Consider the following 25808-nt stretch of genomic DNA (forward strand, 5'->3'; position numbering starts at 1 on the left):
TACTCACGCGTAGGCGGTCCGAAACCGGCCTCGGTAGGCCTTCGGGCTGATGCCCAGGTGGTTGACGAACACCCGGCGCAGCGTCTCGGTGCTGCCGAAGCCGGCCATGCTCGCGGTCTCGGTGACCGAACGGCCGGATTCCAGTGCGCCACGGGCGAAATCGATGCGGACCAGTTCGACGTAACGGGCCGGGCTCATCCCCAGCTCCGACTGAAAGAGCCGGGTCAGCTGGCGAGTGCTCAAAGATGCCCGGGCCGCAAGCCTTTTCACGCTGTGGTCGCCGGCAGGATCGGCCGCGATCGCATCGGTGACCGCGCGCAGCGGTGACTGCGGCGGCGGGTCGGCCTCGACCAAGACGGAGAATTGCGATTGGCCGCCCGCGCGTTTTAGATATACGACCAGCCACCGGGCCACGTCGCGGACCAGCTCGGTGCCGTAATCCATTTCGACCAGCGCCAGCGCCAAATCGATGCCCGACGAGATCCCGGCCGAGGTGAACACGTCGCCGTCGCGGACGAAGATCGCGTCCGGTTCGACGGTGACGTCGCGAAAGGCGCGGGCCAACAGCCGCGTGTCGTGCCAGTGTGTGGTGGCGCGCCGGCCGCTGAGCAGCCCGGCTTGCGCGAGGACGAACGACCCGGTGCAGATGGACGCCATCCGCCGGGTGCGTGCCGCCACCGACCGGACGGCGCCGACGAGCGCGGGGTCGATCGGCCGGGCCGGCAGTTCGTCGCTGCCGGCGACCAGCACGGTATCGGCGGAGTCGATCGACGACAGGGCGGCGGTGACGCCCAGCCGGGCGCCGATCGACGACGTCACGTCGCTGCCGTCCACGGACGCGATTTTCAGCTGGTAGTCGGCGCCGAATCGGTTGGCTTCGACGAACACTTCGGCCGCCCCGGCGACGTCCAACAGCGTCACCCCGTCGAAGACGACGACCACCACTACCCGCGCACCTTCGGCCACGTAAGACATTGTGTCGCTTTCTGTGGAGTAGACGGCTGCAACGCCATGGCAGGTTCGTTCGCTCGTGCGCAAACTGACGGTCATGACCACCGCCGAGATCATCGCCGAAATCGCCATACCGAACACCGCGCTGGTCCGCGACATCACCGAGTTCATCCGCGACGCCGAAGACGACCTGCTCTTCGACCACTCCCGCCGGGTGTTTCTGTTCGGAGCCCTGCAGGGTCGCCGGCGCGGAATCGAACCCAAGCTGGAGCTGCTCTATGCCGGGGCGATGTTCCACGACCTGGGCCTCACCGAGCGCTACCGCACCTCGCAGCGGCGTTTCGAGGTCGACAGCGCCAACGCGGCACGGACGTTCCTGCTGGAGCGCGGCGTTGACGAGGCCGACGCCGGCCGGGTGTGGCTGGGCATCGCCCTGCACACCATGCCCGGGATCCCCGAATTCCTGGCGCCCGAGGTCGCCCTGGTCACCGCGGGCGTGGAGACCGATGTGCTGGGCATCGACCGCGACGAGCTGTCACCCGAGGCTCTTGCCGCCGTCACCGCGGCGCACCCGCGCTCGAACTTCAAGCGGCGCATCCTGGCCGCTTTCAACGACGGCATGAAGCACCGCCCGCACAGCACCTTCGGCACCGTCAACGACGACGTGCTCGCGCACTTCGATCCGGCCTTCACCCGCGAGAACTTCGTCGACATCATCCTCGACAACAGCTGGCCGGAGTAACGGGAAGGAACCCCAGATGAGCGACATCGGGGTTTCGGTCGTGCGGCCGGGGGAGGGTGACCACGTCGCCATCCCGGGCTTCGGGGCGACGTTCAAGCTGTCCGGCACGAACAACAACGGCGAGGTGTCCATCGTCGAGCACCCGTTTGCGGTCGGGTTCATCTCCGCGGCGCACCGCCACACCCGCGAGGACGAGCACTCCATCGTGCTGGCGGGTGAGATCGGCTTCCGCTCCGACGACAGCGAGGTGGTGCTCGGCCCGGGCGGATACATCACCAAGCCGCGCGGGCAGCTGCACGCGATGTGGAACGCGGGCAGCGAGCCCGGTCGCATCATCGAGATCATCACCCCGGGTGGGTTCGAGAACTACTTCCGCGAGCTGGGGGAGCTGTTGGCCGAGCGCCCCGGCGACCCCGGCGGGGTGCCGCTGCACGAGTTGCCGGAGTTCGGCGAGCTGGCCGACAAGTACGGTCTGACCTATGGCTCGCCGGCCTGGATGGACGACATCGCGCGTCGCTACGGGCTGCACCCGCCGACCCACTAGACCTGCGCTGAGCATGCGATTTGGTCGGCCCCGCACCGGTTCGGTAACCTCTCATTTACCGACGCGGGGTGGAGCAGCTCGGTAGCTCGCTGGGCTCATAACCCAGAGGTCGCAGGTTCGAATCCTGTCCCCGCTACCATGTGAAACGGCTCCCGGAGGCAACTTCGGGAGCCGTTTTCGTTGGGTTTGTGAACGTATTTGTGAACGTTAGCCAAGCTACCTTTTTCACAAGGTCGCGCTGGGGGACCCCGCGCTGTTGGTCATGACTGAGTAGCACTGCGTCGACCTCGGAAACATCCCGTGGCGCGATGGCGGGGCCTGATGTCTTTCGGTAGGGACCGTAGTCGCCGGGCGGGTCGAACGTCGGTCGGTGATGAATCGCAACCCGCCGTAATCGACGACGGTGGTTGCGCCACCTATCACGCCGATCGCGAGCGGGTGCCGCTCGGCGGTGATTGGCTCGTCGGTTGTGAGGTGCATGATGGCTACCTTTCACGATGATGTTGTGCACGAAGGGCTTTCAGGGGCTGGCCGCGGCCGCCGACGGCTTGCGACTCAGTCCGCTTTAGTGGGTGCACCTGAAGCTATGCGCCAATCAGGGGACACGTCCTGGCATAACCTCCGAAACGCTGAATGCAAGTTAGGACATAGACAGGGGTAGCATAACCCTGTCAAGATGTGATTGGGGGTTAGGTACCTTGGCGGTGGTCACCACACCTGACGAGGACGTCCTGCTGGCGCTGTTGAACACGACACCGATGGTCGCCGGCGAGCGCACCGACGTCCTGGCCGATCCCGCGCGGGCGCTGGCCTGGCTCGATCGACAGTCGGGTGCACCTGGCCGTGATGAGGACTTTGAGTTCCTGCGAGCAACGCGAGACTGCCTGCAACAGCTGATCTCAGAAGGTACGGGCCTTGCTGCGCTGGCCCCCGCATTGGTGGGGGTCAGTTACCGGGCGGCCGTGGGCGATAACGGCATCACTTGGGAGCTGACGCTACCAACTACCCGTGGAGTGGCGGCCCGAGCGGTCGTCGCCTGGGACGCTCTCGAACGTAGGTCACCGGGGCGGATTCGCCCCTGCGAGAACACCGCCGAGTGCAGCCTGTTCCTGATCGACCACTCCAAAGGCAATAGCGCTCGATGGTGCTCGATGGCCGGGTGCGGCAACAGGATGAAGGTGCGCCGCCATTACGAACGGCAGCGCGCAGCCAAGTGCGCGGACTGAACCGGTAGACGCGTGTTCGGCGCTCGATACATGCGGTCTCGGCCTCGTCGCTTTCGTGTGGGGGTCGACCCTTCATCGGTGGAGTGAGCGAGTCCGGTGGCGCGAAGACGGTTCGTCAGTCGACCAGAATTCCTCGCTGCGCCGACGCGTTCGGTCAACGGCCGAGCGTTGCCGGGTTCCCCTCCGGGTCGTCAGAAGCTCGCGTGCGGGGCTCCGATGCCGGGGTCGATCTTATGGGGTCCCGCCGCAGTGGGTGCGACGGGGAAGTCGAAGATGGCTGTCGGAATATACACGGTGGCGCACGAATTGGGGATGTCGACGACTCCCGACAGTCGGCCCTCGATCGGCGCCGACCCCAGCAGGAGGTAGGCCTGCTCGGGGCTGTATCCGAAGGTGGTCAAGTAGTCGATGGCGTGCAGACACGCGCGTTGGTAGGCCAGATCGGAGTTGAGGTACTTCTGCTCGCCGTCGAGGGTGACCGAAATCCCGGAAAAGGCAATCCATTCCGAATACTGAGGGTCGGTGTTTCCGGGCATGAAGATGGCGTTCTCCTTTACGCCGTAGGTGTTCATGCCGCCTTTGATCAAATCGACGTGCAGGTCGATGAACCCGCCCATCTCGATTGCTCCGCAGAAGGTGATCTCACCGTCGCCTTGAGAGAAGTGGAGGTCGCCGACTGAAAGGTTCGCGCCGGGGACGAACACCGGGTAGAAGATGCGGCTTCCCTTGGTGAGGTTCTTGATGTCCTGATTGCCGCCGTTCTCGCGCGGCGGCGCGGTTCGCGCACCTTCTGCGGCCACCCTGGTGAAGTCGGTTCCCGACAGGCTGCCCAAGATTGCGGCTTCCGGTTCGGGCGGTAGTGCCAGCGGTGGCACGCGATCGGGGTCAGTGGCGATCAAGGCGGCTTCGCGGGTGTTCCACGTCGACAGGAGTTCTCGAGAGGGTGCGGTGCCCATGAGTCCCGGATGCACGATGCCGGTGTATTTGACGCCGGGCACGTGGCGGGAGGTGGTGGTCTGGCCGGAGAAGTCCCAGATCGCCTTGTAGGCGTCGGGGAACTGATCGGTGAGAAAGCATCCGCCGTTCTGCTTGGCGAAGATACCGGTGTATCCCCAGCCCTGTCCGGCGAGCGGGCCGCTGTCTTCCTGGGGGATCGGGCCGACGTCGAGGATGTCGACGATGAGGAGGTCACCGGGTTCGGCACCTTCGATGGCGAAAGGCCCCGACAGGCAGTGCACGCCTTTGAGTGGGGCGTTGAGCATGTCTTCGGCGGAATCGTCGTTGCGGATGGCTCCGTCGAACCATTCGCGGCAGTGTGCCCGGAAGCTGTCACCGGGTTTGACAGTGACAGCCGGGGGGATGTCGGGGTGCCAGCGGTTGTGTCCGACGATCTGTTGATCGGTGAACTTCTTCGACGAATCCAGCGGGAACACGAGTTCGGGCACAGTATCTACCTTCGTGGGTGAGCGTTAACGGCCGACAGGAATATCTCCGTATGGAAATATTCCATATGAACGGTATAGCCGGAAGTGGTCGGCGGCGTTAAGATCTTGTGACACACCGGCTTTCGCGTGGGCCGGGCTTTGACAGGATCGCGCGTCACCGTCAGACGGAGGTGATCAGTCGCGGGCGCGTGTGCGCGACGGGTGAAATGTGGGCGCCGATCTACGAGGGTGCGAGGTTCACGGTCGTGGTAGGCGTGCGTGGCGGGGGTCGCGGGTGATGGGCGTGGGTCTTCGTCGCGGCCGCCCGGGAATGGACGAGACCACCGGTGGCGCGTCGGCGCTGCTGGCGGCGGCATCGAGGCTGCGCCGCAGGCCACCGTCAAGGGTGCGGAGTGACGGCTGACCGAACACACGGCGCGAGACCGATCGGCAGTCGGGGCAGTCGACCGACGGTGTCACCGAGGCCATGGGCATCGACACGGGAAACTCACCGCATTCGGGGCAGTGGTAACGGTAGGTCGGCATGGGCGTCCTTATCGGTTAGGGGGGCGCGCTGGGTGTCAGTCGGTGGCCGCGTCCGTGCGGAGCCGCTCGATGAGGTCGGCGAGTGTGGCGATGAGGTGGTCGACGTCGTCGGTGAGGACGTCTTCACTGAGGTCGGTCAGGAGTGTGCACTGAGTCTCGTAGAGCTGTGCACCGCGGCGGGTGGCGGCGACCAGCACTCGGCGGCGGTCGACCTCGCCCGTCTTACGAAGGACGAGGTTGGCATCGATCATGGCGTCGATCAGGCGGGTAAGGCTCGGCCCGGTGAGTTGTGTGGCTGTTTGCAGTTCGGCCATCGGCCGCGGCTCGCCGTGTGACAGCGCGGCCAGCACTCTCCACTGCGCCACTGGGATCTTGCGCAGGTGGTCTCCGATGCGCTTGTCCATCATCGTCGACGCGGTGCGCAGGAATCGTGAAAGCTCCTCGAGCGCCTCAACTGTGGCGATGCTAGAATTAGCGACCACGTGCACAGATTACACCCAACCGAAATAGTTTCATCTGGAATCGGTGGGTTCGGCGCGGAACCCAACCCGTAGGGCGGGGCGGAGGTGGCATCGGTGATGCCGCACAACGACCGCCGCAGCGTCGGTGGCGAGTGGCCGTGATGGCGCAGCGGCGGGTACCGGTGAGTCGTGACACGGTCGACATCGCTTTGGTGGTGCCGCTGAGCGGTCCGGCGGGGATGTTCGGCCCGTCGTGTGAGGCGTGCGCTGACTTGGCGTTGTCCGACATCAACCAACGCGGCGGGATATTGGACCGGCCGGTGCGTGTCCATCCGGTCGATGCAGGCGCCCCCTTGCCGGCGCTGGCACGTGAAGTGGATCACTTGATCACCCAGGGAGCGGTCGACGGCGTGGTCGGATGGCATCTGTCCAACGCCCGTAAGGCCATCACCCCCAAGACCGCCGGCCGTGTGCCCTATGTTTACACCACGTTCTACGAGGGCGGGGAGAACGCCGACGGGGTGTACATGGTCGGTGAGACACCCGACCAACAACTATTTCCCGCGCTGCTGTGGCTCAGAAGAGCTCGCGGCATCCGGCGGTGGTGCGTCGTGGGCAACGACTACGTGTGGCCGCGTGAGACGGCCCGCGCGGTACGCGAATTCACCACGAGCACCGATCTGGACTACGTCGGTGAGACTTTCATTGCACTGGGGCACCGTCGATACTCGGCAGCACTGCGCCTGATCCACGAATCGCAGGCCCAGGCGGTTTTGGTCTTGATGGTGGGGGCCGACAACGCGGCGTTCAATCGAGCCTTCGCGCGTGCCCGCCTCGATGAGACGCGGGTCCGGCTGTCGATGATGATCGGCGAGGACGTACTGCTTGCCAGCGGAGCTGAAGCGACAAACGACTTGTACACCGCCAGTGGCTATTTCGAAAGCGTCATTTCTACGCAGTCGATGGATTTCGGTGCGCACTATCAGCGTCGATTTGGAGCAGCCGCCCCGGTGTTGAACAACATCGGCGAATCGTGTTACGAGGGGTTGCTTCTGTTCGCGTCCCTGGCTGAGGCGGCCCGCAGTCTGAATGTCGCTGACATACAAGCGCATTCGGCCGAGGTCACCTACCTGGGGCCGAGGGGCGAAGTCAGCGTTCAGGGCTCTCACACCACTCAGCCGGTCTACTTGGCGGGTACCAACGAGTTGGACTTCAGTGTGCTGACTCAGCTCGACAAGAATTGATTCCGCTCAGCGCACCGGGTGAGTCGGCGTCCTTCGCGTGCACAGCGTGTACCCGTTAGCGAGCCCTCTTCGAAATCGTCGTGCGCTTGCCGCGCTAGACGTGTCCGCCGCGCCCGCACAGCCAGCCCGCGATCGTCATCGGGACGATCGCGATCAGGACAACGGTCCACCCCAATGTCCAGTGTCCGGTGGCGTCCTTGGCGGCGCCGAAGAGGGCCGGCCCGGCCACGGCGACGAGGTAGCCGACGCATTGCGACATCGCCGAGAGTTGGCCCGCAGAGCCGTGGTGGCCGGCATGGGTGGACATGAAGGTGATGCCGAGGCTGAGCACCGCACCCAGGCCCAGTCCGAGCAGCGCGGTCCACATGCCTCCGAAACAATTGTGAACGGATTTGTGAACGAAACTGTGCGCAACGGGTCCGACAACATCGACACGACGTGACATGTGAGACGCGTAAACGCTGCTGAGCTGCACGTTAGCGACGTATTCAGGAGTGCAAGACCGCAACCGGCCGGCTCATAACCCAGAGGTCGCAGGATCGAATCCTGTCCCCGCTACTAGTGGGAACGGCCCCCGGAGACTTCTCCGGGGGCCGTTTTCATGCCCGATCCGAACGATCGGAGTCGGCGATCAGGTGCAGCCGCCAACGCTGACGCGCCGGCCGACGCTTGCGCAGGCGTCCACGTCGGGTGGTGGGGGAACGCTGTCGTTGGGCGGCGCGCCGTCCTGCGGCGGGGACCCGGGACTTGCACCGGGGTCCGCGCAACCGCCGACGGACACGTGTCGGCCGCCCACGTCGGTGCAGACGTCGGCAGCACCGGTCGGGGCGGTTCGGACGGCCAAGCCGCAACTCAGGATCAGGGCTGCACCCCATAGCGGCAGGCGCCATTTTTGTGCGCTCATCGTGTCCTTTCTAGGGGTGCTGGACCAGTCAGCCGAGCTGCCACGGATCGGTGGCGATCAGGTGGGTGTTTTCTAACGCGGCGGCCCTGTGCACGTGAGCGTGCTCATGGTAGTCGGGGCTCGTCGCCATGGTGACGAAGGCGGCCCGCGACGGGTAGCGGACCGCCACGATGGCGTCCCACCAGGGCCTGTCGAGGTCGCCGGCGACAACGTGGCTGGCTTCGCCTGCATAAAGCACCGTCGCCCCGACCGATTCCAGGAAGGGTTGGACCGCCTGGGCGTAGCGCTGATAGCAGTCCGCGCCGTTCGAGCCGAACTGCAGCAAGTTGATCATCACGACGGGCTCATCATTGTCGGCAGCCGCCGTCAGCAGCGTCCTCAGCTGGGTTTCGTCGGGCTCGATGCTGTTCATGGGTCAGGCATCCCAGCTGGTCAGGTCTCGCGGGGTGATGCCATTGGCGGCGCAGTACGCGCTATAGCGGTCGACGGAGGTTTTGTGGTTCTCCTGCCAGAGGATCTTGTTGTCCTGGTCGAGGAACAATAGCTCGCCGACCAGGAAGAAGAACACCTCGGTTTCTTCCAGGCTCTCGGGTGTGTGTGATGATCCCGCCACCTCGTACACGGTGTCACCGGCCCTGGAGATCCAGTCGTTCTCCTGGTAGCGCCACGCTCCACTGACGGTGTGTCCGACCACGATGCCGGTGTGGTAATGGGCCGGAAGCACCAGTCCGGCATTGAATTTCATCGAGACGATGATTTCTGCCCGCACTGGGTCGATCTTCCAGTACTTCAGGAACACCTCGTCGGTGAGCGGAGTGAACGGAATCCACGGGTTGTCCGCGCCCTTCATGTAGTTGACGTCGAGTTCTTGTAGTACCTGCATGACTTCTCCTAGAGGTGGTGTTTGCTGCCGTGCTGCGGCTGGAGGCAAACCTAGGAGAGCAACCTGCCCATTCGCTCGGACCACGGCGACAACGTTGCGGAGCCGGTTTGTTGTCGCGTCACAGTTCGGTGGCGTGCCGGTGTGCCAGGCGAGGTAGCGCCGGCAGCAGCGCGAGCGCGACCGACAGCTCGAGGGTGTCGGTGTCGATACTGCGGCCCAAGATCCGTTCCGCCTGGTTCACGCGATAGCTGACCGTATTGGGGTGCACCGTGAGCCGGCGGGCGGCACGCGCGCGGCTCCGGTTTTCTTGCAGATAGACCGCGAGTGTCGTCGCCACTCGGTAGGTGTCCTCGTCGGCCGCGGCCAGCGGTCCCAACACCCGGGTGACAAATGAAGCTGCATGCTCGACATCGGCGCTTGCCAAGGTGCTGGCATTGGACGGTGATCGATCGATGGTCACGGTTGCCTCTCGGTCGATTGCGTGATGCAAGTGACTATGCCACGGTCACTTTCATCACGCAATGGACCCTTTTGAGCCTGGTCCGGACGTCAGCACGATATCCCCATGTCGCAATGTGTCGCCGCACTCGGCACAGGTGAGTTGAGCAGTGAGGCGACCTCCGCAGTCGCGGTGCAACGACAACACGGGCGGACCATCGGGAGCCAAGTAGCGGTCACCCCACAGCAGCAGGGACATCAACACGGGCCACAAATCTCGGCCCTGCTGAGTGAGGTGGTAATCGTAGCGATCTGGCCTCTGTTGATAGCGGCGTCGCTCGAAAACACCCGCTTGCGTCAATCGCGACAATCGGTCGCTGAGCACGTTGTGCGCTAATCCCAGCCGAGCGCGGAAATCGTCGAACCGGCTTACCCCCCGTAGCGCGTCCCGCACAATCAGCAACGTCCACCGGTCGCCTATCAGTTCCAAGCTGCGGGCGATCGAGCAGACCTGGTGCTCGTAGGCGCGCGGAAGCATGCTCGCCATGTTAGTTGCATCACGCAAGTAATGAAGGAACGGAGTCGAACCGCAGTATGAACGCCGCTTGTTCTGCGGCTTCCTAGGTGCGTCGCTTCAAGCGCCAGTGGGTAACCCACGCCACAGCGCTTACAAGCAGGTGAATCGGAAGGGGGTATCGGCATGGGTCACGAAGGCGGCCGGTGGGACGTCAGCGCGAAGAGCAACGCGGTGTGCCTCGAGCGGGTCTCGGACGGCGAGGAGCAGGTATTCGAGGATTCGTTGACTCCCGAGGATGCCCGCAAGCTCGCGGGGCTCCTGACGAAGTTCGCCGACAAGGCCGAAGAGTCCGATGACTCCGGTGAGTCGGACGAATCGGACGACAAGGACTCGGACAGCACCGAGGACTCCGACAAGTCCGACGACTCGGATAAGCCCGTGGGTTAGCAGCTAGCGCGGCAGTACGGCCTCGATGGCGCTGATGACCTCGGGGGCGTCGGGCTCGGTGCGCGGCCGAAAACGGTTGACGACCTCACCGCCGGGCGCGATCAGAAATTTTTCGAAGTTCCACTGAATGTCGCCGCTCTCGCCGCCGGAGTCGGGGGTTTTGGTCAACTCGGCGTACAGCGGGTGGCGGTCGGCGCCGTTGACGTCGGTCTTGGCCAGCAGCGGAAAGGTCACCCCGTATGTCGTCGAGCAGAACTCCTGGATTTCCTCGGCCGTGCCCGGCTCCTGGCCCATGAACTGATTGCACGGGACGCCGACCACCGTCAGGCCGCGGTCGCGGTAGTCCTTGGCCAATTTTTCCAGCGCCGTGTATTGCGGTGTCAGCCCGCACTTGGAGGCTACGTTCACGACCAGCGTTGCGCCGTCGGACAATTCGGCCAGTGTGGTCGGCTTGCCGTCGAGGGTGGTCAGGGCGATGTCGTTGAGGGTCACGCGGACGACGGTAACGCACGGAAATTCGAGGAGTCCACTACTCGTCTTCTCCCGTCGCTCAACGCCGGTCACTTCGCCTGCCCGGCGATTCCGGACGTCGCGACTAACACCGACCCGATCATCTCGGCGGCAGGCTGCAATCGTCGGCGGCACAACCGCTTCCGCGTCCGCAGGATCAGCGGCGGAAGACCAGCCACCGCATCGCGCAATACATGTACACCGCCTCGCAGATCGCCGCCGCCAGGCGCGACACCTGATACTGCACGCCCCCGGCCGCCAGCCCGGTGGACACCCCGAGGATGAACGCCAGATAGTTGACGATCACCACCACCACGTAGACCGCGAGCTGGGGCCCGACGGGCGCGTGGGACTGAAAGTTGAAGGTCCGATTGAGTGCGTAGCTGAGCATGAACGCGGCCGCATAGGAGACCGTCACGGCGACCGGCACCGCAACGCCGAAACCGCTGTGCAGCCCGGTGAGCAGCGCCAGGTCGACGCCGAAGGTGAAGCCGTTGATCAGGCAGAAGCCCAGGAAGGTCGGCGCGACGACGGAGTCGAGCCCGAACGGAAGCCGGGCCACGACCGCCTCGCACCATTGGTGAAACCGGTCGACGAGGCGCCGTGGGCGCGTCCCCGCTTCGCCGTGCACACGCGCACCGTGCCATGGGCAGGTATCCACGACATGACTATTGGGCGACGGCCGGGCAGACAGCCTGCCCGGCGCCGGTTTTTGCGCAACTTCTACCGCCGATCAGTCGGGTGTGCGACAGTGGTCCAGTGAACGATGCAGACGCTCGTTAGCAATGATTTGGTCCGTCCGGAACGAATCCTTATATCGAGGAGTCAACGATGAAGAACACGGCACGGATCACCGGCACCATGGCTGCTGTTCTGGGGGGTCTCTTGGTGGCCGCCGCCCCGATGGCGAATGCGGATATCGCCGATGACGCCTACCTGCACGCGCTGACCCAAAACGGCATCAGCTGGGATAACGGCGCGGATTCGAAGATGATCGCGGTCGGCCACGCGGTATGCCAGGACTGGGCCGGCGGCAACACGCTGGACCAAACCGTCTCCGATGTGCGCAAGGCGCTCGGGCTCAGTGACGGCGGCACCGGCACCATCATCGGTGCGGCGACGGCGGCGTACTGTCCTCAGTACCAGAGCAAACTTCCGACGTAATGTCGAGTTAACACGACGTCTGCTGCGCGGCGGCGTGGCAATGGTCGTTGTCACCGCTCTGTTCGGCGGGCGGGGTTGTCGAGGCTCGGAAACAATGTCGCGGTGCCGCAAAGACGGCCCGCCGGATTTTTCTCGCGCGACCGCATCGTCGCTGACCCCGGCTGGAGCAGATCGTTGGTTTCCCCGGCCGCGCTTTCCATTCACCTCGCGATAGGCGGCGTCTACTCCTGGAGTGTTTTCAAGCTTCCACTGCGCGAAACCCTCAGGGCCTCAGGTCTTCTCAGTGCCATTCCGTTCACGTTGGGCATTGTGATGCTGGGGACGTCGGCCGCCGTCTTCGGCAAGGCCGTCGAACACCGGGGTCCGTGCCGGGCGATGTTCACGGCGGCAACGTGTTTTTGTGGCGGACTGTTCGTCTCGGCGGCAGGTGCCCAGCTGGGTCAGATGTGGCTCATCATCGCGGGTTACGGGGTGATCGGTGGGGTCGGCCTCGGAATCGGTTACATCTCACCGGTTTCGAGGCTGATGAAGTGGTTTCCGGATCGTCCGGGCATAGCCACCGGCTTTGTCATCATGGGATTTGGCGGCGGCGCACTCATCGCCTCCCCATGGTCGGTACCGACCGCCAGGGGTTGGGTGCGACCTTCGCGACGATGGGCGCGGTGTACGCGGTCTTCATGGATTTGGGAGTCTTGTTGATTCGCCTGCCGCCAACGGATTACCTGCCTCCCGTCGTTCGTGCGGCACCGACCCAGCGGCGCGCCGCGGGCCCCGATCGCACCGCGGACGAGGCGATCAAGACCCCGCAGTTTTGGCTGCTATGGGTGGTGCTGTGCTTCAACGTGACCGCGGGCATCGGCATCCTGGAGCGGGCGGCACCCATCTACCGGGGCTATTTCCCCCGCGCCGCCTCGCCCGCGGCGTTGACGGCGGCCGCGGCGGGATTCGTCGCGATGCTATCGCTGGCGAATTCGCTGGGGCGCATCCTGTGGTCGTCGGCGTCGGATGCGGCCGGCCGCAAGAACTCCTATCGGCTCTATCTCGAGCTCGGCGCGGTGCTCTACCTCGTCCTGATCGTCGTTCAGAACGCCAGCAAGCCGTTGTTTCTGGTGGCGTGCATCATGTTGCTGTCGTTTTACGGCGCGGGCTTTGCCACCGCGCCGGCCTACTTGCGCGACCTCTTCGGCTACCGGGAGGTCGGCGCGATCCACGGGAGGCTGTTGACGGTCTGGTCGACCGCGGGGGTCGTCGGACCGGCCCTCGTCAACGCAATTGCCGACAACCGGATCGCGGCCGGTGTCGTGGGTCCCGACCGATACCGTTGGTCGTTCGCGATCATGGTGGTGCTGCTGCTGATCGGATTGGCCTGCAACGAATTCATCCAGACACCGCGACCGCCCAATCCTGTTGCCGCCGGGGGAAATACTCCCACATCGAGGGCGTCGATCCCCGAGGAGGTGAGCAGATGAGCCACGCATCGAACGCGCGCAACACGATCGTCGGCTGGTTGTGGGTCGGCGTGCCATTCGGCTACGGCGTGTACGAGCTGCTCGTCAAGATCCCCGCTCTTTTCGCCAACTGATTACGACGGGAGGGAATAGCCCGCCGTTGCCGGGGCGTTCACCGCCCATGACTGCTTTCAGTGAGCCCCAGCGCGAAGACTTCCTCGCGGCACTGCACGTCGGCGTGCTGTCCGTCGCCGCCGAGGACGGCCGCCCCCCGGCCAGCGTCCCGATCTGGTACGACTACGTGCCCGGCCAGAACATCCGGGTGAACACCGGTGCGTCGTCGCGCAAGGCCAAGCTGATCGAGCGGGCCGGCGTCGTGACGCTGGTGGTCCAGCGGGAGGAGCCGCCGTACCAATACGTGGTCGTCGAGGGCACCGTCGTCGACACCACCAAGCCCGCTCCCATCGGAGTGCGCGAGGAGATCGCGATCCGGTACCTCGGTGACGAGGCCGGCCGGGCATTTGTGCGCAGCCTCGAGGGGCAGGAAAGTGTGCTGTTCACCATCCAGCCGGACCGTTGGATCACGGCCGACTTCTCCGGCGAACTCTGAGAAGGCAGAAGCGCCTACGTCTTCGGCTCGGTGGCGCGGTCGACGCGGTGCTGCGCGGTCAACAGCAGGTGGTCGAACTCCGACTTTGAGGTCAGGTCCGGTCCGGCGTCGCGGAAGTCCTCGCAGATCCGCTCGGCCAGCGGCCGCAGCTTGATGTTCGCCTCCTGGGACAGCCATTTGAGCAGATCGAAGGCCGCGCCGTCGCTGATGCCGTAGATCAACATCAGCATGCCTTTGGCTTGCTCGATGGACGCGCGCTGCTCGGCGATCTCGGCCAGCCGGGCGGTGACGGCGTCTTCGTGTTGCTGGTCGGACGGTGCGGTCACGTCGACGTAGAAGCCGTGGGATCCGATGATGTCGCCGTCGTCGTTGTGCAGCTGGTCGCCCACGACGACGACATGGCGCACTGCTCCGCGGGTATCGACAATCCGGTGGCGGGTGCTGAACGCTTCGTGGGTGTTCAGAATCTGCTCGATGGTGGCCGCGACCTGGCCGCGGTCGTCCGGATGCTTGTGCTCGAGCACCAATTCGGTGGTCGGCGTGACGGTGCCCGGTTCGTAGCCGTGCATCTGCTGCACCTGCTCGGACCATTCCCATCGCTGGTCGTCGAAATAGAACCGGAACCAACCCGCCCGCGCGGGCGCGCCGCCGACCAGGGCCTGCTCGACATCGGCCGATTCGCCGTTGAGGTTCCAGTTCATCTCGGACGTTTTCTCCTCGGGCTCAGTTCGTCGGACCGCGACCGACCGCGGGAATGCGCGCGCGCCATCGAACCGGATGGGTACGGGGCTGATTGCGAAAACTCGCGACGTGGCCGGACAGGGAAAGCCGATGGGAATGGCGCTGGCTGTTCAACACCGAGGGCGGCTTCAAATATGTCATAGGGCGTTGACCTCCGATGAAGTTCTCGATCGATGTCGCGGTGCCGGGCGGAGGGCGGCGGCCGCGATCGTGTCGCGGCGGCCGCCGCCCCATCCGACTGTAATCAGGCGTTGATGACCTCGCGTTTGACGGCGTTGTCGCCGATCGACTGCCGGCCGGCGCCGCGGCCGACCGAGATCTTGCGCGGCTTCGCCTTTTCTGCCACCGGAATGCGCAGGCTGAGGACACCCTCCTGGTAAGTCGCCTCGATTCTTTCGGTGTCGAGATTCTCTCCCAGAACCAGCTGGCGGCTGAACACTCCCCGCGGCCGTTCGTTGGCTAGCATCTCCCGGTTGGGGTCGACGCTCGGCCGTTCGGCCCGCACAGTGACGACGTTGCGTTCGATATCGATGTCCAGCGAGTCGGCGTCGATTCCGGGCAGGTCGAATTCGACGACGAACTCCTCGCCTTCGCGCCAGGCGTCCATCGGCATCACCGCTGGGCGAGCGGCGGTGCCCAACACCTGGTGGGCGAAACGGTCCAGGTCGCGGAACGGGTCGGTACGCATCAGCATTGCAGTCACCTCTCACTCCAATCTGTTGCTCTGTGCTAGCTTATCTGTGCCTAGAGGCACAGATTTTGTATATCACTACCCAAAGTTGAGTGCAAGTGTGATAAACAGTTTTTCTATGCCGACGAGTAAGGGGGTGCGCGATGGATGATCTGCCGGGCGCCGCTGGCGCCCCGTCGTCCGACCATGGCGTATACGGAATCTCGGTGGCTGCCGAGCTTTCCGGCGTCCCGGTGCAGTCGCTGCGCCTCTACGAACGGCACGGGCTGCTGACCCCGGTGCGCAGTAACGGCGGAACCCGGCGTTACAGCGCCGACGATCTGGCCCGGCTACGCCGGATCAGCGCGCTGTTGCAGGCCGGTGTCAACCTGGCGGGGATCGCCCGCATTCTCAGCCTCGAGGACGACAACGCCGCACTCTCGGCAGCGAACACCGACCTGCGGTCCAGCAAGCGTGCGCTGCGCGGATCAGCGAAATCTACTCGTTCCCAGCAGAAGTCGCGCAACGCGACATAACGTCAGGCCTGCTGCTCGCTTAAGTCAGGCCGCAGCAATCCGCCAAGAGCTGAAACTCGGCGTGGCGCGGCGTGATTCACCGCTCGACGTCGTAGAAGGAGTCGCCGTCTTCCGGTGTTCCGTCAATCTGGCCGCGCTCGCGGCCGTGCGCCTCGGGGTCGATGTTGTCCGGGTCCTCGGGTTCGCCGAGCGGGCGGTCCTGCCCTGCCCGGTCGGAGACCTCGGCCGCAAGTTTCTCGTCGAGCGTCTCGTGCTCCTCGGCGCTGATCCACCGCTCCGGGGGATCGGCCACCGCGTCGCCGTCGTCGTTGCGCACCTCGTCGGAGTCCAGACTCTCCGACTGCTCGAGCATGTCGTTGCTGTTGTCGCTGTCCACGATTGCCGATTGCCCGACCCGGCGGGCGGTTAAACCGGCCGCGCCGGTGGCGAGCCGCCCTCGGCGGCGCAAAGCCGTGTGTCGTTTCGGCGAAAGCCGTTGTCCGAAAGTTAAATACAAGTGCGGTTTCGTTTGCGGCACGTCGATTTCGTTCTCGCGTCGTGCGCCGAACTTTTGCCTGTGCTGTGCGAATGGGGCTGGCGTAGGCTGAGGACCTGCGGTTGGTGGCCTTGGCCGGGCGTCCAGAAGGGGGCGTGTCATCGCGAACAGCAACAATGCGGTCCTCGCTGAGCTGGCGGACCTGGTCGCCAGCCTCGAGCGCGAGGACGCCGACACCACGGCCGGCTTGCGCGAACTCGTCGCCAGCGGGGCGCAGCATGTGGCGGGCGCTCAGTACGCGGGCATCGCCCTGGCCGAAGGCCGCAACGTGGTGAACAACGTCGTTGCCACGCATCGCTATCCGGAGCTGCTGGACGCGGCCGAGAGCGAGTATGGGGAGGGGCCGTGCGTCGCGGCGGCCTGGCAGCACCACGTCATGCACATCGCCGACCTGAGCGCGGACGAGCGCTGGCCGCGTTATCAGCGGTACGCACTCGCGCAGACGCCGATCCGGTCGATCCTGTCCTATGAGTTGTTCATCGACGGCACCACCACGGCCGCGCTCAACTTCTATGCCGAGCGGCCGCACGCGTTGAGCGAGGACGCGGTTGAGCTCGGGGGTGTCTTCGCCAGCCATGTCGCGCTGGCCTGGTCGATGCTGCGCCGCCAAGACCAATTCCGCAGCGCCCTGGCGACGCGCGACATCATCGGGCAGGCCAAGGGGATCGTGATGGAGCGCTTCAACCTCGACGCCGTCGAGGCATTCGAGCTGCTGTCGCGGCTGTCGCAGCAGTCCAACACCAAGCTCCACAACATCGCGCATGCGCTGGTGGACAGCGAACATCCGCTCAAGCGCCGCTGAGCGCGGCGGCTGTCACCCCATCGGCGTCGGGCAGGGCCGCTGCTCGGCGATGAGCCGCTCGCCCAGGTCGTAGTCGTCGTCGGCCTGGTAGGTCAGGACGCCCACGGCCGCATTCCCCGATTCGTACCAGACGGTGAATCCGTCGCCGCGCTCGACCAGCCGGCTGCGCTCGTAGCCGTCCCCCCAGGCGTGGTACTTCAGTGTCGCCTCGCCGATGGTGGTCCAAAAGCCTGGAACGCCAACCCATCTCGTCGGGTTTCCCGCCGCGCACGAGCCGGCGATCGCGCCCTGGTCGGTCGCGTCCTGCCAGTGTTCGACGGCCAGGTGGCGCCCCGCGCCCTCGTGGTGGGCCAGCGCGACGTCGCCCGCCGCGTAGACACCGGGAGCCGACGTGGCCATGTCGGAGCCGACGACGATCCGACAGTTGTCGATTGTCAGGCCGGCCTCGGCGGCGAGGCGGCTCTGGGGTTCGACGCCCGTCGCGGCGAGCACCAGATCGGAATCGATGGTGACGCCGTTGTCCAACCGGACGCCGGCTTCGGTGATCTCCTCGACGGCCACTCCGCCGACATGGCGGGCGCCGGTGTCGTTCAGCAGATCGCGCAGGCGTTCGGCGGCTTCGGCGCCCAGGCGCTTGTGCTGCGGAAGCGGTTCGGGCGCAACGAGAGTCACCGCGACGCCGCCCAGCGCCAGGGAAGCGGCGGCCTCGCAGCCGATGAACCCGGATCCGATGACCACGGCGGAGGAGGCGCGGTGTGCGCCGTCGCGCAACGAGATGGCATTGGCCAGGGAGCGCAACAGCCGCGCGTGCTCTCCGCCCGGGATCGGCGGCGCGACAGGTGCCGCGCCGCAGGCCAGGATCAGCGTGTCGAATACGTGGCGGCGCTCGCCGGCGTGCACGACGCGCTCGGTGAGATCCAGCCGGTCGACCGGTGCGCCGTGGCTGATTTCGATGCCCCGGTCGTCGAACCATTGCGCGGGATGCAGTGCGACGTCATCGGTCTGGCCGCGCAGGAACTCCTTGCTCAGCGGCGGTCGCGCGTACGGCACGTCGACTTCGGCGGTGAGAATCCGCACCGGTGCCGCGGTGTCGTGCTCGCGGAACGACTCGGCGGCAGCCACCCCGGCCGGCCCGCTGCCCACGATGATCACTCCCGGCTTGGTCATGACGGGCTGATACCCGCGCACGCCGGCCGCAACCGGTATTCGTCTCGTTTCGGCGCCGACAAGGCGGGTACCAGCCGGACATGCAAGCTGTCACCTGGCACGGCAAACGCGATGTGCGCGTCGATTCGGTACCCGACCCGAAGATCGAGCAGCCCACCGATGCCATCGTCGAAATCACATCGACCAACATCTGCGGGTCCGACTTGCACCTGTACGAGGTGCTCGGAGCGTTCATGAAACCGGGCGACATCCTCGGCCACGAACCGATGGGAATCGTTCGCGAGGTCGGCGCCGAGACCGGTGACCTGCGGGTGGGTGACCGGGTCGTCATCCCGTTCCAGATCTCCTGCGGCAGTTGCCACATGTGCCACCACCGGTTGTTCACGCAGTGCGAGACCACCCAGGTACGTGACCAAGGGATGGGTGCGGCGCTGTTCGGTTATTCGGAGCTCTATGGCGAAGTCCCCGGCGGACAAGCCGAGCTGTTGCGGGTGCCCCAGGCGCAATTCACTCACATCAAAGTCCCTGTGGGACCGCCGGATTCACGGTTCGTTTACCTGTCCGATGTGTTGCCGACCGCCTGGCAGGCCGTCGCTTACGCGGACATCCCGGACGGCGGATCGGTGGCCGTGCTCGGTCTGGGGCCCATCGGGGACATGGCCGCACGCATCGCGGATCACCTCGGTTACCGCGTCGTCGCCGTCGACCTGGTGCCCGAGCGGCTCGCCCGTGCGGCCAAGCGGGGCATTCACACCATCGATCTGTCGCGCCTGGACGTGCCCGTGGGCGAGGCGATCCGGGAGCTGACCGAGGGGCGGGGCGCCGACTCGGTGATCGACGCGGTGGGCATGGAGTCGCACGGATCCCCGGCCGCCAAGTTCGCCCAGCAGGCCACCACGATATTGCCGGACGCAATTGCCAAGCGATTCATGCAGACCGCGGGCGTGGACCGGCTCAATGCGCTGTACTCCGCGATCGATATCGTGCGCCGCGGCGGCACTATTTCGCTGATCGGCGTGTACGGCGGGATGGCCGATCCGCTTCCGCTGCTCACCTTGTTCGACAAGCAGGTGACCCTGCGGATGGGCCAGGCGAACGTCAAGCGGTGGGTCGACGACATCATGCCGCTGCTGACCGACGACGACCCGTTGGGCGTCGACGATTTCGCCACCCACGTGCTGCCGCTGGACCGGGCTCCGCACGGCTACGACATCTTCCAGAAGAAGAAGGACGGGGCCGTCAAGGTCATCCTGAAGCCCGGACTGGCCACCAACGCCTCCTAAGAGGCTGTCCGCCACAGCATTTCGTTGCAGGGTTTGGGTGGTGCCGCGCTAGGGTATCAAGTGCCGCATGACCAGAGCAGATGCGCCTTTTCCGACGCCGACCGGTGAGCTGTGGCCGGGCAAGGCATATCCACTGGGCGCCACGTACGACGGCGCGGGCACCAACTTCGCGTTGTTCAGCGAGGTGGCCGAACGGGTGGAGTTGTGCCTGTTCGACGCCGACGGCACCGAGACGCGGATCGCTCTGCCCGAGGTCGACTACTTCGTCTGGCACGGTTACATCCCGAGCATCGAGCCCGGACAGCGCTACGGCTACCGCGTGTACGGCCCGTACGAGCCGGAAGCCGGGCGGCGGTGCAACCCGAACAAGCTGCTTCTTGACCCCTATGCGAAGGCGATCGACGGCACCTTCGATTGGAACCAGTCGCTGTTCAGCTACAACTTCGGCGAACCTGAGAGCCGCAACGACGAGGACTCGGCGACGAGCATGCCCAAGTCGGTGGTGATCAATCCATACTTCGACTGGGGCACCGACCGCCCGCCGGGACACGAATACGCCGACTCCGTCATCTACGAGGCACACGTCAAGGGCCTGACCCGGACGCATCCCGACATCCCCGAGCAGATGCGCGGCACCTACACCGCGGTGGCGCACCCGGTGATCATCGACCACCTCAAGAGCCTGGGCGTCACCGCGATCGAGCTCATGCCGGTGCACCACTTCGCCAACGACTCGACCCTGGTCGAGCGGAATCTGTCGAATTACTGGGGCTACAACACAATTGGTTTCTTCGCCCCCGACTTCAAGTACTCCAGCGGCGCCTCGCCGGGCGGACAGGTACAGGAGTTCAAGGCGATGGTGCGGGCGTTGCACGAGGCAGGCATCGAGGTGATCCTCGACGTGGTCTACAACCACACGGCCGAGGGCAATCACATGGGACCCACGTTGTCGATGCGCGGTATCGACAACGCGGCGTACTACCGGCTGGTCGACGACGACAAGCAGTACTACATGGACTACACCGGCACGGGTAACAGCCTCAACGTCGGGCATCCGCACGCGCTGCAGCTGATCATGGACTCGCTGCGGTACTGGGTGACGGAAATGCACGTCGACGGCTTCCGCTTCGACCTGGCGTCGACCCTGGCCCGGGAGTTCTACGACGTCGACCGGCTGGCGGCGTTTTTCGAACTCGTCCAACAGGATCCGATCGTCAGCCAGGTCAAACTCATCGCCGAACCGTGGGACGTCGGGCCGGGCGGTTATCAGGTGGGTGGCTTCCCGCCGCAGTGGACGGAGTGGAACGGCAAGTACCGCGACACCGTCCGCGACTTCTGGCGCGGCGAGCCGGCCACGCTCGACGAGTTTGCCTACCGGCTGTCGGGGTCGGCCGATCTCTACGAACACACCGGGCGCCGGCCGGTCGCGTCGATCAACTTCGTGGTCGCCCACGACGGGTTCACGCTGCGCGATCTGGTCTCCTACAACGAGAAGCACAACGAGGCCAACGGCGAGGACAACAACGACGGCGAGAGCCACAACCGCTCCTGGAACTGCGGCGTCGAAGGACTCACCGACGACCCGGGGATCAACGCGCTGCGTGCCCGGCAGCAGCGCAACTTCCTGACCACGCTGCTGCTGTCGCAGGGCGTACCGATGATCTGCCACGGCGACGAACTGGGTCGCACGCAGCGCGGCAACAACAACGGCTACTGCCAGGACAGCGAGCTCACCTGGATCAACTGGGCGCAGGCCGACACCGGTCTGCTGGAATTCACCCGCAAGGTCTCCGGTCTGCGCGCCGACCACCCCGTGTTCCGGCGGCGGCGTTTCTTTTCCGGCAAGCCCGTCGGCCGGCGCGGGCAGGACGGCCTGCCCGACATCTCCTGGTTCGCGCCGGACGGCTCGGAGATGACCGACGAGGACTGGGGCGCGGGCTTTTCCAAGTCCGTCGCGGTGTTCCTCAACGGGCACGGCATCCCCGACCGCGACGCGCGTGGGCAGCGGGTGCTCGACGATTCGTTCCTGCTGTGCTTCAACGCCCACCACGAGGCGCTCGAATTCACGCTGCCGCCGAAGGAGTTCGGTGCCTCTTGGCAGCTCGTGGTATTCACCGGGCCCGAGGAGGAGACGCCCGCCGACGAGGTGCCCGGTGGCGGCACGCTCACCGTCGACGCCCACAGCGCCGTGGTGCTGCAGGCCATCGCCACTGACGGGCGCTGACGAGCCTCTCCGTCGCCGCCCGATCCGATGAGCTTTGCTCGTCGGTTGGTGACTCTGTGCCCGGACACCGGGTCTACTAATGCGCGTACGCTGTCCGTGCCGTGTGCTTGGGGAGGAAGGGGCAGCCGATGGGAAGGCGGAGCCCCGACGCATGCCTGAATGATGCCGCGCGGTGCAGGCGGATCGCGTTGCTGGCGGTGTTCGCCATCGCCGCGCTGGATTGGGTGGGCTGGGGGACCGGTTTGGACCGGCTGACCCGCATGCATCCGATCTGGCCGCAAATGATGCCGTGGACGGCGTTGTGGCTGGTGGCGCTGGGCGCGGCGATTGGAGCGCAATCGGGTGATCCATCGCGACTGCGCGTGTGGGCCGGGCGCGGTCTGGCGCTGGTGGTAGTTGTCTTAGCCCTCATCATGCTGGCGGAGTACGGCACCGGTCGATCGGCCGACCTGGATCAGGTGTGGTTCGGCGACGCGGTCCGCGCGTCGGGATGGACCTGGCCGGGCCGGCCGAGCCTACAGACCACGTCGTCGTCCCTGCTCTTGGCCAGCGCCGTCGGGCTGATACGGGTGGATGGCAGGGTCCGAGTGGTCTGGCCCGTGTTCATCCCCACCGGCGCGGCCATCCCGTTCGTCACGGTCGGGGCCTACCTGTTCGACGTCCTGTCGCTGGTAGGCACCTCGTCCACGACCGGCCAGGCCTTGATGACGGCGCTCGCGCTCTTGCTGCTTGCCGCCGCGACTTTGCTGGCACGCCCCGACCGGTTCCCCGTTGCCTGGTTGCTTGCCCGGCCCGACAAGTCGTCGCTGCTCCGGCTGATGGCCATCCTCGCCGGCTTTCCGGTTGTCGTGGCGTTGTCGCGGCCGGCCCTCCTGGTGCTTGGGATCGGCGAGCACACGGTGTGGACCTTCTCGATCCTGTTGGGCACCGCCATCGTTGGGACGGTGACGTTCTTCTTCACCCAGGGCGAGCAGAAATTGCTGATAGAGAAGGAGCTGGTCAGCAAGCAACGCGCCGACGCCGAGATGCGCTATCGCATCCTCTCGGAAAACGCGGTGGACATCGTCGTACACCTGCGAGACGGAGAGCTCGCGTGGGTCTCGCCGTCGGTCGAGGCCGCACTCGGGTGGCTGCCGCATGCCTGGAGCGCCGCGGAGTTGGACCGCTATATCCATCCACTGGACTTCGAGGCCGTCAGTGCCGCGCTGAGCAGGGTCGCGGCCGGCGAATCGGTGGTGCAACGGTTCCGGTTACAGTCCGCCGACGGTGATTATCACTGGGTCGAGGGCCACGGAAAACCGTACGTCGACGCGACGGGTGACACCGATGGATTGATCGCGGCGCTGCGCATCGTCGACGATCAGGTGGAGGCGGAGCAGCGACTCGAACGATTGGCCCGGTTCGATACCCTTACCGGACTGGTGAACCGGGCCGAGGCCCTGGCCAGGTTCAGGTCCGCGCTGGGGCGACCCCGCCCGTCCGGGACCTACGTCGGCGTATTGTTCTGCGACGTCGACCATCTGAAGCAAATCAACGACATGTGGGGACATGCGGCCGGCGACCGCGTGCTGGCGACCGTGGCCGCACGGATCCGGGGAAGCGTCCGCGAAGACGACACCGTGGGACGGACTGGCGGCGACGAGATCCTCGTCGTTCTGTCGGACGTCCGCAGCATCGACGAGGTCGCCGAGATCGCCGAAAAGATCCGCTCCCGCGCCGCCCGGCCCGTCCATGTCTCCGGCGAGTCGATCAGCGTGACCCTGAGCATCGGCGCCACCGTCGCTATGCCGGGCGAGCTGTCTTCCGCCATCATGGCCCGTGCGGACGCCGCGATGTACCAAGCCAAATTGGGCGATAGGAACAGGGTCACCCGGATCTCGGCCGAGCCATCCCCGCACCGGGCGTCGTCATAATCTAATTGGCAAGGCGCGCAGAGCCTTTCGTGGAGCACATCAGCCGATGTTCTGCCCGTCGTCGCCCGCCAGGCCCCTGGTGGATACGCTGTGCTGCAGCGTGGTCGTTACAGGAGAGGGCAAATATGTCACGGACAGTGGTGGTGGGTGCATCGAGTGGCCTCGGGCGCTGTATCGGAATCGGACTTGCGCAGCGCGGTGACCGGGTCGCGCTGCTGGCGCGCCGAAAAGAGCGCATCGAGTCGGCGGCCAGGGAAGCCGGATCGGGCGCGGTCGCCGTCGAGTGCGACAGCACCGACCAGGCATCCTGCCAGTCGGCGATCGGTGAGGTCGCCGCCGCGTTCGGCGGCATCGACAACATCGTGTACACGCCCGCGATCAGTCCGCTCGTTCGCTTGGTCGACACCGATGCCGAAACGTGGCGGCGCATCTTCGACACCAACGTGATCGGGGCGTCGCTGGTGACCGCGGCGGCGATTCCGCACCTGACCGCGTCCGCGGGCAAGGCGGTCTACCTGTCCTCCGACGCGGGTCCTTACGGCCCGCCCTGGCAGGGTCTCGGCGCGTACGGCGTCAGCAAGGCGGCCCTCGAGCGGCTGGTCGACGCCTGGCGCGCCGAACACCCTGACGTCGGCTTCACCAACCTCGTCGTGGGCGAGTGCGCGGGCGGCGAGGGCGAGGCGGCGACCGGGATGAATGCCGGCTGGGACATGGACCTCGCCATGCAGGCCGTCCCGGTGTGGGTGGCGGATCGCTGCATGCCGGGCAAGCTCATGCCCATCGAGGACCTGGTCGAGGTGGTGCACACCATCCTGGGCACCAACTCCGCTACGTCGATGCCGGTCGTGGTCGCCCGGGGCGCCCCGGCCGGCACCCCGGCATTAGCGCCCTCGTCAGTGACGCCCTAGCTTCTCCCGGACCAAGTCGGTCAGGAAGCGCCCGGCCGATACCGGCCGAAACGCCAGGGCCGCCTCGGTTAGCGCGTCGCGGGACGCGGTGGGCAGCTCGATGTCGGCGGCGGCGACGTTGAATTCGAGCTGCTCGACGCTGGACGCGCCAGGAATGGCGACCACGCCCGGATAGCTGATCAGCCAGGCCAGAGCGACCTGGGCCGGCTTGGCGTCGACCTGCTTGGCGACATCGCGCAGCGTCTGCAGTAGCGGCTCGACGCGGCGCAGGTTCTCGGTGCCGAACAGCGCATTGACCGCGCGAATGCCGCCCGGCCGGTTGTCGACGCCGTACTTACCGCCCAGCAACCCCTGTTCCAGCGGGCTCCACGCGATCACGACGCGGTTCTCCCGCTCGGCGAACGGCACCAGATCCTTCAGCGCCCTGGGGAAGGCCAGCGAGAAGTGGACCTGGTTGCTGATCACCGGACGCCCCAGCGCGGCGTCGGCCTTCTGCCAGCGCTCCAGCGAATAGTTCGAGACGCCCGCCGCACCGATCTTGCCGCTGTCCAGCAGATCGCGCATCCCCGGCATGATCACCGAGTCGGGGACGACGGGGTTGGACTGGTGGATCTGGTACAGCGGGATGCGGTCCAGCTGCAGCCGCCGCGCGCTTGCCCGCTCGCGCTGCTTGATCACCGCGGGGAAGGGCGCGACGGGGAATATCTTGCTGGCCACGGCGACCTTGGCGCGCTCGTCGCCGAGCGCCTCGCCGAGGATCCGCTCGCTCTTACCGAGCCCGTAGACCTCGGCGGTATCGAAGAACGTCACCCCCAGGCCCAGCGCGCGTTGCACGATGTCGCGGGCCGGTCCGGACGCGTACTGGTCCCCGTAACCCCACTCGCGCGAGCCGAACTGCCAGGTGCCCAGCCCGATTCGGCTGACCCGTCCCACTCCGTCGACGTCGATGAATTTCATAACGCCACCGTAG

At 65.8% G+C, this 25808-nt stretch carries 32 protein-coding genes and 1 tRNA gene; 16 read left to right on the forward strand and 17 right to left on the reverse strand.

Going from position 1 to position 25808, the window contains the following annotated elements:
• Nucleotides 1–3 precede the first annotated feature (3 nt).
• Nucleotides 4–975: a GlxA family transcriptional regulator gene (locus tag MSG_RS06345; protein WP_096438037.1), complete on the reverse strand. Its 972-nt coding sequence runs from the start codon at nucleotides 973–975 to the stop codon at nucleotides 4–6.
• 73 nt (nucleotides 976–1048) lie between these two features.
• Here MSG_RS06345 and MSG_RS06350 point away from each other — a divergent pair, with 73 nt between their 5' ends.
• The 4 genes from MSG_RS06350 (at nucleotide 1049) to MSG_RS06365 (ending at nucleotide 3463) form a co-directional block, all read left to right on the forward strand.
• Nucleotides 1049–1693 (forward strand): HD domain-containing protein, encoded by a 645-nt coding sequence (locus MSG_RS06350; RefSeq protein ID WP_170063142.1) that lies wholly within the window; start codon nucleotides 1049–1051, stop codon nucleotides 1691–1693.
• A 16-nt stretch (nucleotides 1694–1709) separates the two neighbouring features.
• Nucleotides 1710–2237 (forward strand): cupin domain-containing protein, encoded by a 528-nt coding sequence (locus tag MSG_RS06355; protein ID WP_096438039.1) that lies wholly within the window; start codon nucleotides 1710–1712, stop codon nucleotides 2235–2237.
• Nucleotides 2238–2299: 62 nt separating this feature from the next.
• Nucleotides 2300–2376: transfer RNA gene (locus tag MSG_RS06360), tRNA-Met, on the forward strand.
• Between the two features lie 565 nt (nucleotides 2377–2941).
• Nucleotides 2942–3463: a CGNR zinc finger domain-containing protein gene (locus MSG_RS06365; protein ID WP_118914442.1), complete on the forward strand. Its 522-nt coding sequence runs from the start codon at nucleotides 2942–2944 to the stop codon at nucleotides 3461–3463.
• 191 nt (nucleotides 3464–3654) lie between these two features.
• Here the strand turns inward: MSG_RS06365 and fmdA are convergent, their stop codons facing one another.
• The 3 genes from fmdA to MSG_RS06380 form a co-directional block, all read right to left on the reverse strand.
• Nucleotides 3655–4908 (reverse strand): formamidase, encoded by a 1254-nt coding sequence (fmdA, locus tag MSG_RS06370; protein WP_096438041.1) that lies wholly within the window; start codon nucleotides 4906–4908, stop codon nucleotides 3655–3657.
• 237 nt (nucleotides 4909–5145) lie between these two features.
• A complete protein-coding gene (locus tag MSG_RS06375) occupies nucleotides 5146–5433 on the reverse strand; it encodes an FmdB family zinc ribbon protein (protein WP_096438042.1) in 288 nt (95 codons plus the stop codon).
• Nucleotides 5434–5468: 35 nt separating this feature from the next.
• Nucleotides 5469–5915, reverse strand: coding sequence for a MarR family winged helix-turn-helix transcriptional regulator (locus tag MSG_RS06380; protein ID WP_142404457.1), 447 nt, complete (start codon nucleotides 5913–5915; stop codon nucleotides 5469–5471).
• 161 nt (nucleotides 5916–6076) lie between these two features.
• Here MSG_RS06380 and MSG_RS06385 point away from each other — a divergent pair, with 161 nt between their 5' ends.
• Complete coding sequence (locus tag MSG_RS06385; RefSeq protein ID WP_232011173.1) at nucleotides 6077–7138, forward strand: substrate-binding domain-containing protein; 1062 nt, start codon at nucleotides 6077–6079, stop codon at nucleotides 7136–7138.
• A 94-nt stretch (nucleotides 7139–7232) separates the two neighbouring features.
• Here MSG_RS06385 and MSG_RS06390 read toward each other — a convergent pair whose 3' ends face one another.
• The 6 genes from MSG_RS06390 to MSG_RS06415 form a co-directional block, all read right to left on the reverse strand.
• Nucleotides 7233–7505, reverse strand: a complete 273-nt coding sequence (locus MSG_RS06390; RefSeq protein WP_096438046.1) for a hypothetical protein — start codon at nucleotides 7503–7505, stop codon at nucleotides 7233–7235.
• A 264-nt stretch (nucleotides 7506–7769) separates the two neighbouring features.
• Entirely contained in the window at nucleotides 7770–8042 is a 273-nt protein-coding gene (locus tag MSG_RS06395) for an RNA-binding protein (protein ID WP_096438048.1), read from the reverse strand.
• Between the two features lie 28 nt (nucleotides 8043–8070).
• Complete coding sequence (locus tag MSG_RS06400) at nucleotides 8071–8454, reverse strand: DUF1330 domain-containing protein (protein WP_096438050.1); 384 nt, start codon at nucleotides 8452–8454, stop codon at nucleotides 8071–8073.
• 3 nt (nucleotides 8455–8457) lie between these two features.
• Entirely contained in the window at nucleotides 8458–8925 is a 468-nt protein-coding gene (locus MSG_RS06405) for a 2,4'-dihydroxyacetophenone dioxygenase family protein (protein WP_096438052.1), read from the reverse strand.
• Nucleotides 8926–9043: 118 nt separating this feature from the next.
• Nucleotides 9044–9385, reverse strand: coding sequence for a helix-turn-helix domain-containing protein (locus MSG_RS06410; RefSeq protein WP_232011174.1), 342 nt, complete (start codon nucleotides 9383–9385; stop codon nucleotides 9044–9046).
• 54 nt (nucleotides 9386–9439) lie between these two features.
• Nucleotides 9440–9901: a winged helix-turn-helix transcriptional regulator gene (locus tag MSG_RS06415; protein ID WP_308737749.1), complete on the reverse strand. Its 462-nt coding sequence runs from the start codon at nucleotides 9899–9901 to the stop codon at nucleotides 9440–9442.
• Nucleotides 9902–10063: 162 nt separating this feature from the next.
• On the opposite strand from MSG_RS06415, the gene MSG_RS06420 reads away from it, so the two are divergent.
• Nucleotides 10064–10327, forward strand: coding sequence for a hypothetical protein (locus MSG_RS06420; protein ID WP_096438058.1), 264 nt, complete (start codon nucleotides 10064–10066; stop codon nucleotides 10325–10327).
• 3 nt (nucleotides 10328–10330) lie between these two features.
• Here MSG_RS06420 and MSG_RS06425 read toward each other — a convergent pair whose 3' ends face one another.
• Nucleotides 10331–10819 carry a glutathione peroxidase gene (locus tag MSG_RS06425; protein ID WP_096438060.1) on the reverse strand — a complete coding sequence of 163 codons (489 nt, stop codon included), beginning with the start codon at nucleotides 10817–10819 and terminating at the stop codon, nucleotides 10331–10333.
• A gap of 175 nt (nucleotides 10820–10994) precedes the next feature.
• Nucleotides 10995–11468, reverse strand: coding sequence for a GtrA family protein (locus MSG_RS06430; protein ID WP_096438062.1), 474 nt, complete (start codon nucleotides 11466–11468; stop codon nucleotides 10995–10997).
• Nucleotides 11469–11668: 200 nt separating this feature from the next.
• Between MSG_RS06430 and MSG_RS06435 the strand changes: the two genes are divergently transcribed.
• The 4 genes from MSG_RS06435 (at nucleotide 11669) to MSG_RS06445 (ending at nucleotide 14059) form a co-directional block, all read left to right on the forward strand.
• The gene (locus MSG_RS06435; protein WP_096438064.1) at nucleotides 11669–12001 is read left to right on the forward strand and encodes a DUF732 domain-containing protein; all 333 of its coding nucleotides are present in this window, start codon (nucleotides 11669–11671) and stop codon (nucleotides 11999–12001) included.
• Between the two features lie 608 nt (nucleotides 12002–12609).
• Nucleotides 12610–13470 (forward strand): MFS transporter, encoded by an 861-nt coding sequence (locus MSG_RS25495; RefSeq protein ID WP_232011175.1) that lies wholly within the window; start codon nucleotides 12610–12612, stop codon nucleotides 13468–13470.
• Nucleotides 13467–13583, forward strand: coding sequence for an MFS transporter small subunit (locus MSG_RS26290; RefSeq protein ID WP_420872400.1), 117 nt, complete (start codon nucleotides 13467–13469; stop codon nucleotides 13581–13583). The genes MSG_RS25495 and MSG_RS26290 overlap by 4 nt, the downstream gene beginning before the upstream one ends.
• A gap of 47 nt (nucleotides 13584–13630) precedes the next feature.
• Nucleotides 13631–14059, forward strand: a complete 429-nt coding sequence (locus MSG_RS06445; RefSeq protein ID WP_096438066.1) for a pyridoxamine 5'-phosphate oxidase family protein — start codon at nucleotides 13631–13633, stop codon at nucleotides 14057–14059.
• Nucleotides 14060–14073: 14 nt separating this feature from the next.
• Here MSG_RS06445 and MSG_RS06450 read toward each other — a convergent pair whose 3' ends face one another.
• A complete protein-coding gene (locus MSG_RS06450) occupies nucleotides 14074–14760 on the reverse strand; it encodes a PAS and ANTAR domain-containing protein (RefSeq protein WP_096438068.1) in 687 nt (228 codons plus the stop codon).
• A 284-nt stretch (nucleotides 14761–15044) separates the two neighbouring features.
• Nucleotides 15045–15494 (reverse strand): Hsp20/alpha crystallin family protein, encoded by a 450-nt coding sequence (locus MSG_RS06455; RefSeq protein ID WP_096438070.1) that lies wholly within the window; start codon nucleotides 15492–15494, stop codon nucleotides 15045–15047.
• 140 nt (nucleotides 15495–15634) lie between these two features.
• Here MSG_RS06455 and MSG_RS06460 point away from each other — a divergent pair, with 140 nt between their 5' ends.
• Complete coding sequence (locus MSG_RS06460; RefSeq protein WP_096438072.1) at nucleotides 15635–16006, forward strand: MerR family transcriptional regulator; 372 nt, start codon at nucleotides 15635–15637, stop codon at nucleotides 16004–16006.
• Nucleotides 16007–16082: 76 nt separating this feature from the next.
• On the opposite strand, the gene MSG_RS06465 is transcribed toward MSG_RS06460, so the two are convergent.
• A complete protein-coding gene (locus tag MSG_RS06465; protein WP_096444156.1) occupies nucleotides 16083–16358 on the reverse strand; it encodes a hypothetical protein in 276 nt (91 codons plus the stop codon).
• A 283-nt stretch (nucleotides 16359–16641) separates the two neighbouring features.
• Between MSG_RS06465 and MSG_RS06470 the strand changes: the two genes are divergently transcribed.
• Complete coding sequence (locus MSG_RS06470) at nucleotides 16642–17343, forward strand: GAF and ANTAR domain-containing protein (protein WP_096438074.1); 702 nt, start codon at nucleotides 16642–16644, stop codon at nucleotides 17341–17343.
• Between the two features lie 12 nt (nucleotides 17344–17355).
• Here the strand turns inward: MSG_RS06470 and MSG_RS06475 are convergent, their stop codons facing one another.
• Entirely contained in the window at nucleotides 17356–18510 is a 1155-nt protein-coding gene (locus MSG_RS06475) for an NAD(P)/FAD-dependent oxidoreductase (protein WP_096444158.1), read from the reverse strand.
• 80 nt (nucleotides 18511–18590) lie between these two features.
• Here MSG_RS06475 and MSG_RS06480 point away from each other — a divergent pair, with 80 nt between their 5' ends.
• The 4 genes from MSG_RS06480 to MSG_RS06495 all read left to right on the forward strand — a co-directional run bounded on the left by MSG_RS06480 (nucleotide 18591) and on the right by MSG_RS06495 (nucleotide 24838).
• On the forward strand, nucleotides 18591–19793 hold the full coding sequence (locus tag MSG_RS06480) for a zinc-dependent alcohol dehydrogenase (RefSeq protein ID WP_096438076.1): 1203 nt from the start codon (nucleotides 18591–18593) through the stop codon (nucleotides 19791–19793).
• Nucleotides 19794–19860: 67 nt separating this feature from the next.
• A complete protein-coding gene (gene glgX, locus MSG_RS06485) occupies nucleotides 19861–22017 on the forward strand; it encodes a glycogen debranching protein GlgX (protein ID WP_096438078.1) in 2157 nt (718 codons plus the stop codon).
• 128 nt (nucleotides 22018–22145) lie between these two features.
• Nucleotides 22146–23930 carry a sensor domain-containing diguanylate cyclase gene (locus MSG_RS06490; protein ID WP_096438080.1) on the forward strand — a complete coding sequence of 595 codons (1785 nt, stop codon included), beginning with the start codon at nucleotides 22146–22148 and terminating at the stop codon, nucleotides 23928–23930.
• Nucleotides 23931–24067: 137 nt separating this feature from the next.
• The gene (locus tag MSG_RS06495; RefSeq protein ID WP_096438082.1) at nucleotides 24068–24838 is read left to right on the forward strand and encodes an SDR family oxidoreductase; all 771 of its coding nucleotides are present in this window, start codon (nucleotides 24068–24070) and stop codon (nucleotides 24836–24838) included.
• On the opposite strand, the gene MSG_RS06500 is transcribed toward MSG_RS06495, so the two are convergent.
• Nucleotides 24824–25795 carry an aldo/keto reductase gene (locus MSG_RS06500; RefSeq protein WP_096438084.1) on the reverse strand — a complete coding sequence of 324 codons (972 nt, stop codon included), beginning with the start codon at nucleotides 25793–25795 and terminating at the stop codon, nucleotides 24824–24826. The genes MSG_RS06495 and MSG_RS06500 overlap by 15 nt on opposite strands.
• Nucleotides 25796–25808 lie beyond the last annotated feature (13 nt).

The sequence above is a fragment of the Mycobacterium shigaense genome (assembly GCF_002356315.1).
GTDB classification, from domain to species: Bacteria; Actinomycetota; Actinomycetes; order Mycobacteriales; family Mycobacteriaceae; genus Mycobacterium; species Mycobacterium shigaense.